16 protein-coding genes are annotated in these 16,727 nt (G+C 66.7%); 11 read left to right on the plus strand and 5 right to left on the minus strand.

Annotation, left to right across the window (positions count from 1 at the left end; all coding sequences use genetic code 11):
- Positions 1-121: 121 nt before the first annotated feature.
- The 5 genes from U9J23_RS12235 to U9J23_RS12255 all read left to right on the plus strand — a co-directional run bounded on the left by U9J23_RS12235 (position 122) and on the right by U9J23_RS12255 (position 7,239).
- Positions 122-1,777: an acyclic terpene utilization AtuA family protein gene (locus U9J23_RS12235; protein ID WP_442802290.1), complete on the plus strand. Its 1,656-nt coding sequence runs from the start codon at positions 122-124 to the stop codon at positions 1,775-1,777.
- Positions 1,774-3,372, plus strand: coding sequence for an acyl-CoA carboxylase subunit beta (locus U9J23_RS12240; RefSeq protein ID WP_326598030.1), 1,599 nt, complete (start codon positions 1,774-1,776; stop codon positions 3,370-3,372). Before U9J23_RS12235 ends, U9J23_RS12240 begins: the two co-directional genes overlap by 4 nt.
- Before the next feature lie 7 nt (positions 3,373-3,379).
- Complete coding sequence (locus tag U9J23_RS12245) at positions 3,380-5,416, plus strand: acetyl/propionyl/methylcrotonyl-CoA carboxylase subunit alpha (RefSeq protein WP_272267405.1); 2,037 nt, start codon at positions 3,380-3,382, stop codon at positions 5,414-5,416.
- Complete coding sequence (locus U9J23_RS12250) at positions 5,413-6,192, plus strand: enoyl-CoA hydratase family protein (protein WP_326598031.1); 780 nt, start codon at positions 5,413-5,415, stop codon at positions 6,190-6,192. The genes U9J23_RS12245 and U9J23_RS12250 overlap by 4 nt, the downstream gene beginning before the upstream one ends.
- A gap of 69 nt (positions 6,193-6,261) precedes the next feature.
- Positions 6,262-7,239: a threonine/serine dehydratase gene (locus U9J23_RS12255; RefSeq protein ID WP_272267408.1), complete on the plus strand. Its 978-nt coding sequence runs from the start codon at positions 6,262-6,264 to the stop codon at positions 7,237-7,239.
- Between the two features lie 45 nt (positions 7,240-7,284).
- Here U9J23_RS12255 and U9J23_RS12260 read toward each other — a convergent pair whose 3' ends face one another.
- Together U9J23_RS12260 and U9J23_RS12265 are read right to left on the minus strand one after the other, a co-directional pair.
- Entirely contained in the window at positions 7,285-7,938 is a 654-nt protein-coding gene (locus U9J23_RS12260; RefSeq protein ID WP_326598032.1) for a response regulator transcription factor, read from the minus strand.
- On the minus strand, positions 7,935-9,077 hold the full coding sequence (locus U9J23_RS12265) for a sensor histidine kinase (RefSeq protein WP_229582007.1): 1,143 nt from the start codon (positions 9,075-9,077) through the stop codon (positions 7,935-7,937). The genes U9J23_RS12260 and U9J23_RS12265 overlap by 4 nt, the downstream gene beginning before the upstream one ends.
- 121 nt (positions 9,078-9,198) lie before the next feature.
- Here U9J23_RS12265 and U9J23_RS12270 point away from each other — a divergent pair, with 121 nt between their 5' ends.
- From U9J23_RS12270 to U9J23_RS12285, 4 genes are all read left to right on the plus strand, one after another.
- Positions 9,199-10,167: an ABC transporter ATP-binding protein gene (locus tag U9J23_RS12270; RefSeq protein WP_085468257.1), complete on the plus strand. Its 969-nt coding sequence runs from the start codon at positions 9,199-9,201 to the stop codon at positions 10,165-10,167.
- A gap of 76 nt (positions 10,168-10,243) precedes the next feature.
- Complete coding sequence (locus tag U9J23_RS12275) at positions 10,244-11,062, plus strand: ABC transporter permease (protein WP_226949829.1); 819 nt, start codon at positions 10,244-10,246, stop codon at positions 11,060-11,062.
- A gap of 54 nt (positions 11,063-11,116) precedes the next feature.
- The gene (locus tag U9J23_RS12280; RefSeq protein ID WP_080968336.1) at positions 11,117-11,527 is read left to right on the plus strand and encodes a LapA family protein; all 411 of its coding nucleotides are present in this window, start codon (positions 11,117-11,119) and stop codon (positions 11,525-11,527) included.
- A gap of 78 nt (positions 11,528-11,605) precedes the next feature.
- Positions 11,606-12,760: a carboxylate-amine ligase gene (locus tag U9J23_RS12285; protein ID WP_059383428.1), complete on the plus strand. Its 1,155-nt coding sequence runs from the start codon at positions 11,606-11,608 to the stop codon at positions 12,758-12,760.
- Between the two features lie 75 nt (positions 12,761-12,835).
- On the opposite strand, the gene U9J23_RS12290 is transcribed toward U9J23_RS12285, so the two are convergent.
- Positions 12,836-13,630, minus strand: a complete 795-nt coding sequence (locus tag U9J23_RS12290) for an IS5 family transposase (RefSeq protein ID WP_226950078.1) — start codon at positions 13,628-13,630, stop codon at positions 12,836-12,838.
- Positions 13,631-13,747: 117 nt separating this feature from the next.
- Here U9J23_RS12290 and U9J23_RS12295 point away from each other — a divergent pair, with 117 nt between their 5' ends.
- Positions 13,748-14,275, plus strand: coding sequence for an ester cyclase (locus tag U9J23_RS12295; RefSeq protein WP_272267414.1), 528 nt, complete (start codon positions 13,748-13,750; stop codon positions 14,273-14,275).
- 32 nt (positions 14,276-14,307) lie between these two features.
- Here U9J23_RS12295 and U9J23_RS12300 read toward each other — a convergent pair whose 3' ends face one another.
- A complete protein-coding gene (locus U9J23_RS12300) occupies positions 14,308-14,721 on the minus strand; it encodes a hypothetical protein (RefSeq protein WP_059384831.1) in 414 nt (137 codons plus the stop codon).
- 227 nt (positions 14,722-14,948) lie between these two features.
- Between U9J23_RS12300 and U9J23_RS12305 the strand changes: the two genes are divergently transcribed.
- Positions 14,949-15,617, plus strand: a complete 669-nt coding sequence (locus tag U9J23_RS12305; protein WP_230825842.1) for an RraA family protein — start codon at positions 14,949-14,951, stop codon at positions 15,615-15,617.
- 35 nt (positions 15,618-15,652) lie between these two features.
- Here U9J23_RS12305 and U9J23_RS12310 read toward each other — a convergent pair whose 3' ends face one another.
- On the minus strand, positions 15,653-16,663 hold the full coding sequence (locus U9J23_RS12310) for an ABC transporter substrate-binding protein (protein WP_059384830.1): 1,011 nt from the start codon (positions 16,661-16,663) through the stop codon (positions 15,653-15,655).
- Between the last annotated feature and the right edge of the window lie 64 nt (positions 16,664-16,727).

Genomic DNA, 16,727 nt, shown 5'->3' on the forward strand with positions numbered 1-16,727 from the left:
TCGACGATCTCTGCCGGCTCGAAGCTCGGCGGACAGGTTGCCCGGTGCGGGAGCGGATCGCGTGAACCGCGTCGTGCGAGTCGGCAACTGCTCCGGCTTCTACGGCGACCGTCTGTCGGCGATGCGCGAGATGCTCGAAGGCGGGGAACTCGACTACCTGACCGGCGACTACCTCGCCGAACTGACGATGCTCATCCTCGGTCGCGACCGTCTGAAGAATCCGGATCTCGGGTACGCCAGGACCTTCCTGCGGCAGGCCGAGGACTGCATGGGGCTCGCCCTCGACAATGGCGTGCGGATCGTCGCGAACGCGGGAGGTCTCAACCCCGCGGGTCTGGCCGCGGCGCTGCGCACAGTTGCAGATCGGCTCGGTCTGTCGCCGCGCATCGCCCACGTCGAGGGCGACGATCTTCTCGCTCGCATCGACGAATTCGGTTTCGGCGCCGACCCGCGCCCGCTCACCGCGAACGCATATCTCGGTGCGTGGGGTATTACGCGGTGCCTCGATGCCGGAGCCGACATCGTCGTGACCGGACGTGTCACCGACGCATCGGTGATCGTCGGTCCCGCCGCCGCCCACTTCGGTTGGACTCCTGAAGACTTCGATGCACTCGCGGGTGCTGTTGTCGCCGGGCACGTCATCGAATGCGGCACCCAGGCGACCGGCGGAAACTATGCGTTCTTCACCGAACTCGATGACCTCGTCCGCCCCGGATTCCCCGTCGCCGAGATCGAGGCCGACGGCGCGGCGACGATCACCAAGCACCCGGGCACGGGAGGAGCCGTCACCGTCGGCACGATCACCGCACAACTGCTGTACGAGGTGACGGGCGGACGCTACGCGAACCCCGACGTCACCGCGCGTATCGACACCGCTCGGCTGAGCGAGGAAGCGCCCGATCGTGTCCGCATCACCGGGGTGAAGGGCGAACCACCCCCACCGACCCTGAAGGTGTGCCTCAACGCGCTCGCCGGGTTCTACAACGAGGTCGTCTTCGTCCTGACCGGACTGGACATCGACGCGAAGGCCCAGTTGGTGCGAGCTCAGATGGAATCGAACCTGCCGAGACGACCTGCCGAACTCGAGTGGACCCTCGCGCGCACCGACCATGCCGATGCCGACACGGAGGAAACCGCGAGCGCTCTGCTGCACTGCGCTGCGCGCGATCCCGACCCCGACGTCGTCGGACGCGCATTCACCTCCACGGCAGTCGAGTTCGCCCTTGCCGGCTATCCCGGGTTCTTCGTCACCGCCCCGCCCGGCTCGGGCACCGCCTACGGTGTCTACACGGCCGAGTACGTCGAGGCGACCCGCGTGCAGCACATTGCAGTGCTGCCCGACGGCACCCGCGTCGACATCCCGGCCGCGGCGACCACCCGGGCCCTCGAACCGTTGCCGGACCCGAGTGTGCCCGTGCCGTTGCCGCCCGGACATACTCGTCGCGTTCCGCTCGGCACGATCGCCGGTGCCCGCAGCGGCGACAAGGGCGGTGACGCCAACATCGGAGTGTGGGTCCGATCCGACGACGAATGGCAATGGATTGCAAACACTCTCACCGTCGAGACGCTGAAGGATCTGCTTCCCGAGGTCGAACCCTTGTCCGTCACGCGTCATCTGCTTCCGAATCTGCGGGCGGTGAACTTCGTGATCGAGGGAATCCTCGGTCGCGGCGTCGCCTCCCGCGCTCGCTTCGACCCGCAGGCCAAGGGGCTCGGTGAATGGTTGCGAGCCCGATACATCGACATCCCCACCGTCCTGCTGGAGAAACACACGTGAGCACCTTGATCTCGACCCTCGATCCCGGCTCCACCGAATACGGCGCGGCCGCCGAGACGATGCGTGCTCGCCTGGCCGAACTCGACATCGAACACGGCAGGGCCCTTGCCGGCGGAGGAGAGAAATACGTTCGGCGACACCACGACCGCGGCAAGTTGCTTGCGCGGGAGAGGATCGAACTGCTCCTCGACCCCGACTCGCCGTTCCTCGAGCTCTCACCGCTCGCGGCCTGGGGCACCGAGTTTCCCGTCGGAGGCAGCGTCGTCACCGGCATCGGTGTGATCGAAGGCGTCGAATGTGTCATCGCGGCTCACGACCCCACCGTCCGCGGCGGCACCAGCAATCCGTGGACACTGCGCAAGACGCTGCGTGCCGACGACATCGCTCTACAGAACCGGATGCCGCTGATCACCCTCGTCGAATCCGGTGGCGCGGATCTGCCCACACAGAAGGAAGTGTTCATCCCCGGCGGCCGACTCTTCCGTGATCTGACCCGGTTGTCGGCGGCAGGTATCCCGGCGATCGCGTTGGTGTTCGGCAATTCGACCGCCGGAGGCGCGTACATCCCTGGAATGTCCGACCACGTGGTGATGATCGAGAAGCGGTCGAAGGTGTTCCTCGCCGGTCCGCCGCTGGTGAAGATGGCCACCGGTGAGGAATCGGACGACGAGTCACTCGGCGGCGCCGAGATGCACGCCCGTATCTCGGGTCTGGCCGACCACTTCGCGGTCGACGAACAGGACGCGGTGCGCATCGGTCGCAGCATCGTGCGGCGTCTCAACCACCGCAAGGCCGGCCCGGCACCCCGGACGGAGGTACGCGACCCCCGGTACGACGCCGAGGAGCTGCTCGGGATCGTCCCCGAGGATCTTCGGCGGCCCTTCGATCCGCGGGAAGTCATCGCCCGCGTGGTCGACGATTCCGACTTCGACGAGTTCAAACCGCTCTACGGGTTGTCGCTCGTGACCGGATGGGCACAGGTGCACGGCTATCCGATCGGGATTCTCGCCAACGCGCGCGGCGTGCTGTTCAACGAGGAGTCCCAGAAGGCGACGCAGTTCATCCAACTCGCGAACCGTGCCGATACGCCGTTGTTGTTCCTGCACAACACCACCGGATACATGGTGGGACGGGAATACGAGGAACGCGGCATGATCAAACACGGGGCGATGATGATCAACGCGGTCGCCAACTCCACAGTGCCGCACATCTCCATCCTCATCGGCGCGTCCTACGGCGCCGGCCACTACGGCATGTGCGGACGTGCCTTCGATCCGCGGTTCCTGTTCGCGTGGCCCAGCGCCAAGTCTGCGGTCATGGGAGGCGCCCAACTGGCCGGGGTCATCTCTCTCGTGGGCCGTGCGGCCGCGCAGGCACGCGGCCAGGCCTTCGACGAAGCCGCCGACGAGGCGATGCGCGCGGCCGTGGAGAACCAGATCGAAGCCGAATCGCTGCCGATGTTCCTGTCCGGTCGTCTCTACGACGACGGCATCATCGACCCCCGCGATACCCGCACCGTGCTGGGACTGTGCCTGTCGGCCGTTGCCACCGCCCCGATCAGAGGCGCCGAATCCTTCGGCGTCTTCCGGATGTGAGGTTCCCGTGACCGAATCGACCATCACCTCGGTGCTCGTGGCGAATCGTGGGGAGATCGCCCGCCGCGTGTTCGCTTCGTGCCGTCGGGCCGGACTCGGCGCGATCGCGGTGTTCTCCGATGCCGACGCGGACAGTCCGCACGTCGACGACGCCGATGCCGCCGTGCGACTTGCGGGAGTCACCCCTGCCGAGACCTACCTCGACGGGAAGAAGATCGTCGCCGCTGCGCTGGCGGCCGGTGCCGACGCGGTCCATCCGGGTTACGGGTTCCTGTCCGAGAACGCCGGATTCGCGCGTACTGTGCTCGACGCGGGGTTGAACTGGATCGGACCGCGCCCGGACTCGATCGAACGGATGGGTTCGAAGGTCGCAGCCAAGAAGATGATGGCCGACGCCGGTGTCCCGGTTCTCGCCGAACTCGACCCCGCCGACATCACCGACGCCGACCTCCCGGTGCTCGTCAAGGCATCCGCAGGCGGCGGAGGACGCGGAATGCGGGTGGTGCGAACGTTGGCCGACCTGCAGGGGCAACTCGATGCTTCCCGCCGGGAGGCCGCGTCGGCGTTCGGCGACCCGACGGTGTTCTGCGAGCGGTACCTCGAGAACGGACGGCACGTCGAGGTCCAGATCCTCGCGGACCGACACGGCACGGTATGGGCAGTGGGCGAACGTGAATGCTCGATCCAACGGCGCCACCAGAAGGTGATCGAGGAGGCACCCTCACCACTCGTCGATGCGATCGAGGGGATGCGCCCGCGCCTGTTCGACGCCGCCAGGCGTGCCGCACAGGCCATCGGATACGAAGGCGCCGGCACCGTCGAGTTCCTCGCGGACGGCTCGGGGCAGTTCCACTTCCTGGAGATGAACACGCGGCTGCAGGTCGAGCACCCCGTCACCGAATGCACGACCGGCCTCGATCTCGTCGACCTCCAGTTCCGCATTGCCGACGGGGACCGACTCGACCCCGAACCACCACCGGTACACGGCCATTCCGTGGAAGCCAGGCTCTACGCCGAGGACCCGGCCCGGGACTGGCAACCGCAGTCCGGCACCGTGCACCGTTTCGTGCTGCCACAGGAGGCTCGTGAGTTCGGCGTGCTCCGGCACACCGGTCTGCGCGTCGACTCCGGTGTCGTCGCGGGAACGGAGGTCGGCGTCCACTACGACGCGATGCTCGCCAAGGTCATCTCGTACGCGCCGACCCGCGACCGCGCGGTGCGTCTACTGGCGTCGACGCTGACGCGCACCGAGATCCACGGCATCGTCACCAACCGCGATCTCCTCGTCGCGGTGCTGCGACATTCCGCCTTCTGTGCGGGGGAGACCGACACGGCCTTCTTCGACACCCATGGACTTGCGGAACTGTCGGCGCCGATCGCCTCCGCGCAGGCGGAAGCGATCTCCGCAATCGCCGCCGCTCTGGCGGAGTCGGCCGCCAACCGTGCCGCTGCCACGGTGAATGCGGGTCTGCCCTCGGGATGGCGGAATCTGCCGTCGCAGCCGCAGGTCAAACGATTCACAGGCGTTCACGACGACCACGAGGTGCACTACCGGATCACGCGCGACGGTGTCCGCATCGACGGCCGGGACGACCTCGGCGTCGTGGGGGTCACCCCGGATCGCGTCGTTCTGGATGTCGACGGTGTCCGCCGAGTTTTCGCAGTTGCGCGGTACGGCGACGCGGTGCACGTCGACTCGTCGCTGGGACCGGTGCGATTGACCGCAGTACCGCGCTTCGTCGACCCCACCGCCCGGATCGCTGCAGGATCACTGCTCGCACCCATGCCGGGATCGGTGACCAGGCTCGGTGCTGCCGTCGGCGACGTGGTGGACGCGGGCAGGCCGCTCGTGTGGATCGAAGCGATGAAGATGGAGCACACCGTCACCGCACCCACCGCCGGCACCCTCACGACACTCGCCGTCGAGGTCGGCGATCAGGTCGCCGTCGGCGCCGTCCTCGCTGTCGTCACGCCACACGACGAGGCCGCACCGGACGAGAGCCCCGACAACGAAGGGGGCCACCACCTCGAGGAGTTGTCATGACCGAACCCGATCCGGTGGTGGTGCGTCACGCCGTCGACCACGGCACTGCGACACTGACCCTCGACTCACCGCACAACCGCAACGCCCTGTCCGTCCCGCTGCTGACGCAACTGAGCCGCGGACTCGACGACGCGGCTTCCGACCCCGGCGTCCGCGCGGTCGTCCTCACTCATACCGGTGGAACATTCTGTGCTGGAGCGGATCTGAGTAGTTCATCCGGGTCCGCGCAGGAGACGGTTGCCGCACGCACCCGTGACATGACCGCCTTGCTCCGGCAGATCCTGGAACTCCCCAAACCGGTCCTGGCCCGCATCGACGGGCACGTCCGCGCCGGCGGCATGGGTCTGATCGGGGCCTGCGACATCGTCGTCGCCGGGCCCGCCTCTACATTCGCGCTCACCGAGGCACGGCTCGGTCTGGCCGCCTCCATCATCTCCTTGACCGTGCTCCCGCGGTTGTCGTCGCGCGCGGCTGCACGCTATTTCCTGACCGGCGAACGGTTCGGCCCCGAGGAGGCGTGCTCCGAGGGGCTCGTCACCCTGTCGGTAGCCGATACCGGAGCGGTGCTAGTGGAGTTGCTCGCGGAGATCCGTGCATGCTCACCGCAAGGCCTGGCCGAATCGAAACGTCTCGTCACGCAGCGCATCCTCGAGGACTTCGATCGCTACGGAGACGACCTGGCAGCACGTTCGGCACAGATGTTCGGTTCCGAGGAAGCCGCGGAAGGGATGACGGCGTTTCTGCAGAAGCGGCGCCCGTGGTGGGATATTCGGTGACGGCGTGTCACTCGAGGATCCCGTGTTCCGTCCATCGGAACCAGGGTGCGAGTCGGTAGTCGAGGCACGATGGGAGACGGTGTGGACCAGGTGACGTTCGCCGATGTGCAGGAAGCAGCCGATCGAATCGGCAACAGTGTCCGCCGCGCTACGGTGGCGCGTATCGGCATGGACACGAATGTCGAAGGTGCCTCCTACGATCTGTATTTCGCACTGGAGTTCATGCAGCACACCGGATCGTTCAAGGCCCGCGGCGCACAGAACTTCCTGCGGGCGCATCGGGAGCAGGGATCCCTGCCCGACGCCGGCGTCACGATCGCGTCCGGCGGTAATGCGGGACTGGCGTGTGCATGGGCAGCGCAGGAACACCGGGTTCCCGCTACCATGTTCCTCCCCGAGACGGCCCCGCAGATCAAGGTGGATCGGTTGCGCAGTTACGGGGCGGATGTGCGACTCGTCGGAGTGGAATACGCCGAGGCACAGTTCGCCTGTAGCGAGTTCGGGGCCGGCAGCGGAGCTCTCATCTCCCATGCCTACGACCACCCGCTGATCGCCGCCGGTGCCGGAACGGTGATGACGGACATCCTCTCCCAGGTTCCCGACCTGAACACAGTGGTGGTCGCGGTCGGTGGTGGGGGACTGTTCTCAGGGGTCGCTGCAGTTGCACACCACCACGGTGTGCAGACCGTTGCTGTCGAACCGGAGAACTGTCGAGCGCTCAACGCCGCACTCGGGACGGGAAGTCCGGTCGATGTTCCCGTCGACTCGGTGGCGGCGGATTCACTCGGTGCCCGCCGCGTGTCCGCTATGGCGCTCGCAACCGCGCAGAACGCCCTGGTGCGGTCGGTTACCGTGTCCGATCAGGCGATCGTGCAGGCACGGCAATCACTGTGGGACGAGTACCGCCTGGTTGTCGAGCATGCAGCCTCGACTGCCCTGGCCGGCGCCCGCGGTGCAGGAGACCATCTCCCTGCGCCCGGGGAGAAGGTCTGCGTCATTCTGTGCGGAGCGAATACCGATCCTGCCGACCTCGTACCGGGCAGATGAGCGCTCTTCGTGGGGAATCGCTTGCTGTCAGGAGTACCGACGCTGTCACGGTTGTAGGCCCGAGCGGATCGCGAACACGACCAGCTGTGCCCGGTCACGAGCGCCGAGTTTGAGCATCGCGCGCGAGACGTGCGTGCGCACGGTGTCGGGGCTGACGACCAGCTCGTCGGCGATCTCCTTGTTCGAGCGTCCCGTCGCGACCCAGGCGACGACCTCGCGTTCCCGCGCCGTGAGGTCCCCGATACGAGGGTGCGGTTGCGCGGTGTCCTGCGTGTGGACGAAGTGCTCGATCACGCGCCGGGTGACCGACGGCGCGAGCAGCGATCCGCCGTCGGCGACGACGCGCACAGCATCGAGCAGAGCCGTCGGCTCCGCGTCCTTCAGCAGGAATCCGCTCGCGCCGGCATGCAATGCCTCGAAGACGTATTCGTCCAGTTCGAAGGTCGTGAGCATCACGACGCGGACATCTCGCAGCGCAGGGTCGGCGGTGATCCGGCGCAAGACCTCGAGGCCGTCGGGTGCCGGCATGCGGATGTCGCACAGAACGACGTCGGGGCGGGTGTGCGCCACGACTGCGAGCGCCTCGATGCCGCCGGCCGCCTCACCGACGACCTCGATATCCGGTGCGGAGGCGAACAACGTCCGCAGTCCTACCCGGACGAGGGCCTGATCGTCGACGAGCACCACCCGCACGGTCACAGCGAGTCCTCCACACGCTCGGACGCACCGACGGGGAGCACTGCCCGCACGACGAATCCGCGTTCGGGTCCGGGCTCGGCGATGAGCGTTCCACCGAGGGCCGCCGCCCGATCCTCCATCGCGCGAAGCCCGAGTCCGCCGGTGGAGGCGCTCGTGGTGCGGCCACGTCCGTCGTCGGCGACCCGCACGGTCACGGCCCGTCCTTCGTCAGCTATTTCGACGATCACCGTGTCTGCCTGCGCATGCCGCAGAACGTTGGTCATCGCCTCCGCCACGATCGCATACGCGACATGATCGACGTCGGTGGGCAGCGGGTGTGCCGGCACCTGCACGTCGACGACGAGTCCGGCAGCCCGGATCCGGTCGACGAGGACCGGAAGGTCGGCGAGACCGCGCTGCGGGCGGCGTTCGGCGGTGTCTCCGGTGAGGGTCGTGAGTTCTGCACGCAGTTCACCGAGCGCATCGCGACTCGTGTCGCGGATGGCGACCAGCGCGGCCCGCACCGCGTCGGGATCGCGGTCGAGCACGTGCAGTGCGACGCCGGCCTGCATCGCGATCACCGCAAGTCCGTGCCCGACCCCGTCGTGCAGGTCGCGGGCGATCCGTAATTGTTCCTCGGTCGCAGCGCGGCGGACCCGTTCGGCGTTCGCATCCCGCCGTGCCGACCGCCAGAGACCCACCGCAGCGGCAGCGACGGCGATGGCCGCGGTGCCGAGCGTCTGCCACATCGCGACCCACGCGGGATACCCGGTGACGACGACCCGTGCCGTCATCCCGACGGCCAGCACGAGACCTGCAACAAGGCCCGGGACAGCGAGCTCGCGGACCGGCCTCGCACTCGACGCACCGAACGCCGCCAGGGCGGGTAGGAGGTAGATCGGCCCGTCGGCGCCGCCGGTCGCGAAGTACACCCCCAGGAGTGCAGGTACCGCGACCAGGGCTGTTCGCGGCCATCGCGTTGCGGTCAGCGCGACTCCGACGCACGCCGCTGCGAGTACACCCGCGCCGATCATCGCGGGCAGCGGTCGCATGCTGTTCGCCCCGAGCGTCGCCACCGTGGCCAGGGCAGCGAGAGTGACCGCGAACCCCACGCGGAGCATCACCGGCTCGGCGACCGCACGGCTGTGATCGATTTCCACATCTTCCGACGCTAGCCGCGCCGGCCTGTCGACGCGGCACGCATTCCGTACGCAATTCTGCGTAGCTCGATCACGCCCGTCGGCGGACGACCACGGTGCCTTTCCGGACCACGATCGGAGCATGACCGAAGACACCCGAATCACCACCACCGACCCACCCGGCCGAGTGCCCTCCACCGGGACCGACACCGTCGTGGAGACCTCGGCCCTGACCAAACGCTACGGCGATCGCGCAGCCGTCGATGCCGTCGACATGACGGTCCGACGCGGCGAGATCTACGGATTCCTCGGCCCCAACGGTGCGGGGAAGACCACGACGCTCCGCATGATCCTCGGCCTGATCCGCCCGACCTCCGGAACCGTCCGCGTCCTCGGCAGGCCGGCCGGATCCCGCGAAGCATCAGCGTCCACGGGCGCACTCATCGAAGGACCCGGTTTCTTCCCGTACCTGTCGGGACGCGCGAACCTCCGCACCCTCGCACGCCATCGCGGGCTGAGCGACCGATCCGTCGAGGAGGTGCTGGCTCGGGTCGGCCTCGTCGATCGAGGCGGTGACGCGTACAAGTCGTACTCGCTCGGGATGAAGCAACGTCTCGGAGTTGCTGCGGCCCTGCTCGGCGACCCGGAGCTGATCGTGCTCGACGAACCCACCAACGGACTCGACCCGAGCGGCATGGCCGATATGCGAGCCCTCATCGTCGAACTCGCCCGGTCCGGGCACACAGTGATTCTGTCGAGTCACCTGCTCGGCGAGGTCCAGGAGATCTGCGACCGTGTCGGCGTGATCGCGAACGGGCGCCTGGTTCGCGAATCGACCGTCTCCACCCTCCTCGGCGATGCGGTGCTGAAGGTTCGAGGCACGCCCGTGCACCGGGTGGTCTCGATCGCGTCGGATCTCGCCGGTGAGAACGGGTTCGAGATCGACGGTGACTCGGTGCTGCTGGATCTGCCGCCCGATCGCGCCCCCGAGGTCGTTCGCGCGCTCGTCGCCGAGGACGTGGACGTGTCGTCGATCGGACCGGCCGAACGCACCCTCGAGGATGTGTTCTTCGAAATGACCACTGCTTCCACACCCATGAAGGGGGCGTGACATGTCCGCCTCGACACTCCGTTCGCATTCCGTCTCCGACTCACTTGTCCTGCGACACAACACCGTTGCTCGGAGCTTGCGTGCCGAGCTGTACCGGTTGCGTGCATGGCCGGCGATGTGGGCGACCGTCGGCACGTGGTTCCTGCTCGCGATGGTTTTCGGCTACGTGTTCCCGTACGTCTCCTACACGACCGGGACGGCCGGGTTCTCCACGGAAGGGGAGCCGACCGAGGCGTTGCTGCGCAGCGTCCTGCCCGAATCGATCCCCGACGTCCTGGTCCAGGGCACACCGTTGTTCGGTGGCGCGCTCGTGCTCGTCCTGGGTGCCCTCATCGCCGGGAACGGATACAGCTGGGGGACGTGGAAGACCGTGTTCACCCATGGCCGTCTGCGCCCGACGATCGGCGCCCTGCTCGCTCTTGCGGTGATCGTTGCCGCGATGGTGGTCGTCACCGCTGTGCTGTGCACGATCGTGTCCGTCTCGCTCGCCGCGATCGAATCGCAACCGCTCACGATGCCGTCGGCCGACGCACTTCTTCGCTCCGCGGGTACGGCGTACCTCGTGTTCATGATGTGGGGAACGATCGGCTTCGCGCTCTGCACCTACGCCCGCAGCGCGGCGCTGTCGGTCGGCCTGGGCCTGGTGTGGACTCTCGTCGTCGAGAATCTGCTTCGAGGGGTCGGCTCCGCGCTGCAGCTCGTCGAGGACGTCACCGCCTTCCTCCCAGGAACCGCCGCCGGATCGCTCGTCGGCGCGGTGACCGGAGGAGGGGACGGCACACCCGGGGTGGTGGACGTGATCTCGGGACCGAGGGCACTCATCACCGTCACCGCCTACATCGTCGTCGCGGTGGTGACCACGGGAGTCCTGGTCCGGAGCAGGGATGTGAACTGACCGCAGGGATTCTCGAAGGGATAACCGGAACAGGAGAGGGGTACTCCGTCGAGCATGACGACCAGCTCGCGGGGCCCCGGTGATCCGAACCCCGACTACTCGCCGCCCGCGCGGCGTAGCGATACTCCGGTCCCACCATCCGGCGCGACACCGGATCCGGACGCTCCCAGCAGGTTGCATCCCGATGTCGCCCGGGGCAAAGGCATCAAGGGCACCCGCACCGGGGCGTTGTGGACCGCACTGCTGGTCGGTGTATTGATCCTGTTGTTGCTGTTGGTGTTCATCCTTCAGAACCTGGACAGCGTCACCCTCGAATTGTTCGCGTGGGACTTCTCGCTGCCGTTGGGCGTGGCATTGCTGTTCGCTGCGATCGCCGGAGCGGTGATCGTCGGACTCGCCGGGGGTCTGCGGATCCTGCAGCTCCGCCTCGCTGCCAACCGGCAGCGCGCACGCACCGTCCGGTAAGACGGATCCCGACTGCGGTACACCCCCGCCGGCCGCTCTTCCTTCGTAGAGTGAAAGATCTCGAGTGGGGAGAACGCCATGGCCGCCACAGGACCGATCGACACCTCTCCTGTGCGCGGTGGGACGGCGGCCACGATCGGCGTCGAAGAGGAATTCGTCCTGGTCGATCCCCGCACCGGCGATCCCATCCTGCGCAGTCTCGATGTGGTCGAGGCCGGACGCGCACTCGGCATCGAGCTCGAGGTCGAGCTTTCCCCGTGTCAGGTCGAGACCGCCACTGCGGTGTGCACTCACCCGCAGGACCTACGCGAACAGCTGCGCCGCTCCCGCGCGACGGCGGTGGAGGCCGCGGCGCGCGCAGGATGCCGGCTCGTCGCGGTCGGAACACCGATCTTCGAACCTCCGAGCGGTGCGGTCACCGGCACGCCTCGTTACCAACGCATGGCACAGCACTATCGTGGTGTCGCCGACGGCGTGATCTGCGGATGCCACGTGCATATCGGTGTCGACGACCGTGATCGTGCTGCTCGGATCATCAACTACCTACGACCGTGGCTTCCCACCCTGCTGGCATTGACCGCGAACTCCCCGATCGCCGACGGTCGGGACACCGGCCATGCCAGCTGGCGCTATCTACGATGGGGGCGCTGGCCGAGCGCGGGGGTGCCTCCGCAGTGCGCTTCGGCCGCGGACTACGACGCGGCGGTCGAATCACTACTTACCACCGGAACGATCCTGGATCCCCGAATGATCTATTGGGATGTGCGCATTTCCGCGCATCATCCGACCCTCGAGATCCGCATCGCGGATGTCCCTGCGACCGTCGAGGAGACCGTCACGCTGGCCACCTTGGTGTATGCATTGGTCGCCGATGCGACAGCGTCGATCGAACGCGGTGAGGCGGCGCCGTCGGTCGACCAGGAGCTGCTGCGCGCGGCGTGCTGGAGAGCCGCGCGGGACGGTTTGGCCGGGCACGGCGTCGATCTCGGCTCTGCGCAGTTGGTTCCGGCTGTCGACCTGATCCGCCGACTGCTCGTGCAGGTCCGGCCGGTCCTGGAGGAACTCGACGCCTATCGTCCCGTGCACGACTCTCTCTCAGTGACCCTGGACCGAGGCAACGGGGCGATCAGTCAACGTCGCATCATCGAGAGTGGAGGGTCCTTCACCGATGTGGTGACCGACGCAGCGCGGCGCACCGTGGAGGGCTGCGGGCCCGATCTGCGTCCGTCGTGACCGCCACGACGGCCGGAGCGCACTGCTTGCGCGCCGACAGGCCCATCGAGGAGCAGACCGTCCTAAGAGCACGTCTCATTTGGTGAGTTTCTTGAAGCAGGTCAGCGCAGCGGCGAGTTGGAGAAAGGAAGCAAAGTTCTCACCGTGACGTTCGTAGCGCATCGTCAGCCGGCGATAGCCGCTCAGCCAAGCCAGGGTGCGTTCGATCTTCCACCGGTAACGGCCGAGGCGTTCGCTGCTGTCGACGCCGCGGCGGGCGATCCGCGGAACGATGCCCCGGGCCCGCAGCCACCGGCGGTGCACGGGATAGTCGTAACCCTTGTCCGCCCGCAACCGGCCGGGTCGGCGGCGCCGCGGACCGCGAGGTGAGCGCACCGCCGGAATCGCAGCGACCATGGGTTGCAGCATGACACTGTCGTGGGTGTTCGCCGAGGTCACCGCCGTGACGAGGGGAATGCCGTCGGCATCGGAGAGGATGTGGATCTTCGAGCCGTTCTTGCCTCGATCGACCGGGCTGGGACCGGTCAAAGAGCCCCTTTTCGCCCGCACGTGCGCTGCGTCCAGGATCGCGGCGGACCAGTCCAGGTCCCCACCGGCACCGAGCCGATCGAGGACCCGGCGGTGCAGCTCGTCGAACACCCCGGCCCGAACCCAGGTGGTGAAGCGGCGGTGTGCGGTCGGAACGCTGACCCCGAACGACGGTGGCAGGTGCCGCCAGGCACAGCCGCTGGTGAGCACGTAGACGATCGCGGTGAACACCGCCCGATCATCGATCGCCGCCCGGCCGCCGCCTTGGGGCCGCGCCCGGAATCCGGGCAGCAACGGTTCGACGATCTCCCACAACGCATCCGGTACCAGCCGGGAAGACAACGCATCGACCACGGCAGTGCATTATGCCGCACAAACGATCTAGGCCATAAGAGACATGCTCTTAGCCTCGAAAGAGGAAGATTCCGTGCAGTAACACCACCGTGCATGGGAGCAGAGATGCCCGATCACACCGTTTCCTCGACCCCGGTCGCACCGCCGAACGATGCCTCCCGGACGCAACTCGTGCAGTGGGCGATCGGGCGCATCAGCGCCCAGGATCTCGACAGTCTGCGCAACTTCTGGACCGCCGACACCACCGTGCATTTCCCTACCGGGACATGTCACGGCCGCGCCGAGGTCGTGGCCTACTTCGAAGAGGTCTTCGCCGCTCTCGCCGACTTCACCCTCGAGATCGTCTCGGCCGCCGAGTCCGGACATTGTGTCCTCGTCCACTGGCATCTGACCGGGCAGCACGTCGGTACCTTCATGGGCATCGCCGGCACAGGGCGACATATCGACCTCGAGGGATTCGACCACTTCGTCATCGAGAACGGACACGTCGTCACCAACACCGTGCGCTACGACCAAATGGAGTTCGCCCGACAGATCACGTTGCTACCGGCCGACGGATCGATTGCCGATCGCGCATTGAAGGCGGCCTTCAATGCCACGACTCGTGTCAGGCACCTCGCCCGCAAGCGGTAGACGCACCGACGGTTTCCACGGCGTCACGACCGCTACCTGCGTGTGCGATCCACTGCGTCGATCACGAGAGCAATCCCGATGCCGAACATCCACACGTCCTTGGCGACGGCGGTGCCGTCCTGGGTGGGTCGGATCGAGCCGCGCTCGTGCATACCGGGGGTTTTCCAGTACATGGTCAACAACCCGCCACTGAAGGCGGCGAGTGCGGTTCCGGCAAGCGCTGAGGGTACGAAGGGTGCGAGGAGTGCTGCGCCGAGGGCGGTTTCGGCTGCAGAGATCGTCTTTCCGAAAGTTTCGGGACGCATCGTCCGTACAGCGGGAACAGCGTTGGCGGCCATGCCCTGTAACCCGGCGGCAGCCTCGGACGGCAGTGCTCGCTTACCGAGTCCCGAATTGAGAATGAACGCGCCGGTGGTCAGGCGCAGGGGAAGATGACTCACTCTCATAGCTTTCTCCTCTGTGCGTGAGGTCGAACGTCGGCTGAAGCATCGGAGCACTTCGATCATCTCGCGCTCGACCGGCAGCCGCCACCCTGTCGGTACCAGGACGTCGACGGCGGGTCGGGCTCCGGCCGCGCGACGAATACATTGGCGTCCACGTCGGTCTCGGCCACGATATCGACCCCGTCCACGTGGGGAACACTCCCCGGAACCAACGAACAGAGGATCGAGAATTGAACGCGAAGTTCGACAGCGAGATCCGTCAGCGCTACCTCGCTGTGGATACAGCCAACGTCGCCGACGTGCTCGACACACTGGGACTGACGAACCAGGGACTCGCCGCAGAATTCGCTGCCGTGTCGGGCACACGTCTGGCGGGCTGGGCCTACACCATCGCCGGCCGGATGCAGTACTACGAAGGCGGCGGTGACCCGATGAAGATGGAAGCCTGCAATGGCATCGGGCCTGACGAGATCTCGGTGTGGAGTGGAAACGGTGAGGGAATCTGCTACTTCGGTGAACTCATCGCGGTTGGTATGAAGGAGCAGGGATCTGTGGGGGCACTCGTCGACGGCGGTGTGCGCGATGTCCGGTGGTTGAACGAACATGAGATCCCCGTGTTCGCCCGGTATCACACGTCGGTGCAGTCGATCGGACGCTGGAAGGTCACTTCATATCAGGAATCCGTTTCGTTGAGGGGCGCGACCTCGACCTGGGTCACGGTCGATCCCGGTGACTTCGTCGTTGCAGACGAGGACGGAGCTGTGGTGATTCCGCAGCAATACATCGGACGGGTCCTCGAGGAGGCCGAGCGTTTGACGGCGACCGAAGTGAAGATCCGGGAGGCGTTGGCGGCAGGCGACTCGCTGAGCGAATGCCTGGCGAAGTTCGGCCACGTCTGATTCCCTGGCTCCTCTTTACCTGCTACTACCGTTGGTCAGGAGCCGAGCATTTCCTCGAGGTCATCGAGCACGAGCATCGCGCCTGTCGGACCCAGTGCGAGGAACCATGTTTCGTCGCTCACGCGCGTCGCCCGCCCGTCTTCGACCGCTGCGAGTTCATTCCAGAGTGGGCCTGCGATGACCGCCGCTTCGCCGGTGTCCTCAGGTCGGCCGTAACTGGTGTAGAAGATGCGGTCGCCCTCTGCCTGGGTGATGGTCTCGGGGCTGACCTCGACGGCCAGCTCGTCGACATCCTGCAGAGGCGGCCTGGGCAACCCCACGTCCTGAAGGATGACGCCGATGAACGAGAGGTTTCCGTACAGCCGGATCTTCCCGGACATGAACCGGACGAGGGAGATTGTCGGCGGCGTCCCGTCGAGCGAGGCACGGATGTCGTCGGCGCGTCGTTGGTAGTTGTTGAGCACCTCGACGGCTTCGTTCTCCTCGCCGACCGCGTCGGCGACGAGCAGGAAGTTCTCCTTCCACGGAAACCCGGGTCGGATGGCGAAGACGGTCGGTGCGATCTGCGAAAGTTGGGGGTAGAGCTGGTCCGCTCGGAGCTTCGAACCCAGGATCAGATCCGGCTCGAGCGCCGCGATCGCTTCGAGATCGAGGTTGTTGATCGTGCCGACATCGGCAACGCCATCGAGCTTGTCGGCCAGGTACGACGGTTGTCCGGCCGCGCTTTCGGGGTTCGCAAGACCGACCGGGGTGATACCGAGCGACAGAACATCGTCGAGTTCGCCACCATCGAGCACGACCACCCGGGTGGGTTTGCTCTCGAGAACCGTCTCGCCGAGCGCGTGGGTGACGGTGCGGGGGAAGACACCCGGATCGGCGTCGCTGCCGAGCTTTGCTGTTTCGGTGTCGGCCGTAGCGAAGAGTGCACCTCCCGTGGCCACGTCTGCGTTTCCGGCAGGTTGATTCTGGGGCTCCGACGTGCCGCAGGAGGCGAGAAACGTGATCGCTAGAGCTGCGGCACTCACACGGCGCCAGATCTTGTGCATGAGGGGAGGCTACCCTGTGTGCTTCGGCGGAGATAGCTCTCCACGGTCCCGTGATGGTGAACCC

Source organism: Rhodococcus sp. PD04 (assembly GCF_035918275.1).
Lineage (GTDB): Bacteria > Actinomycetota > Actinomycetes > Mycobacteriales > Mycobacteriaceae > Rhodococcus > Rhodococcus rhodochrous.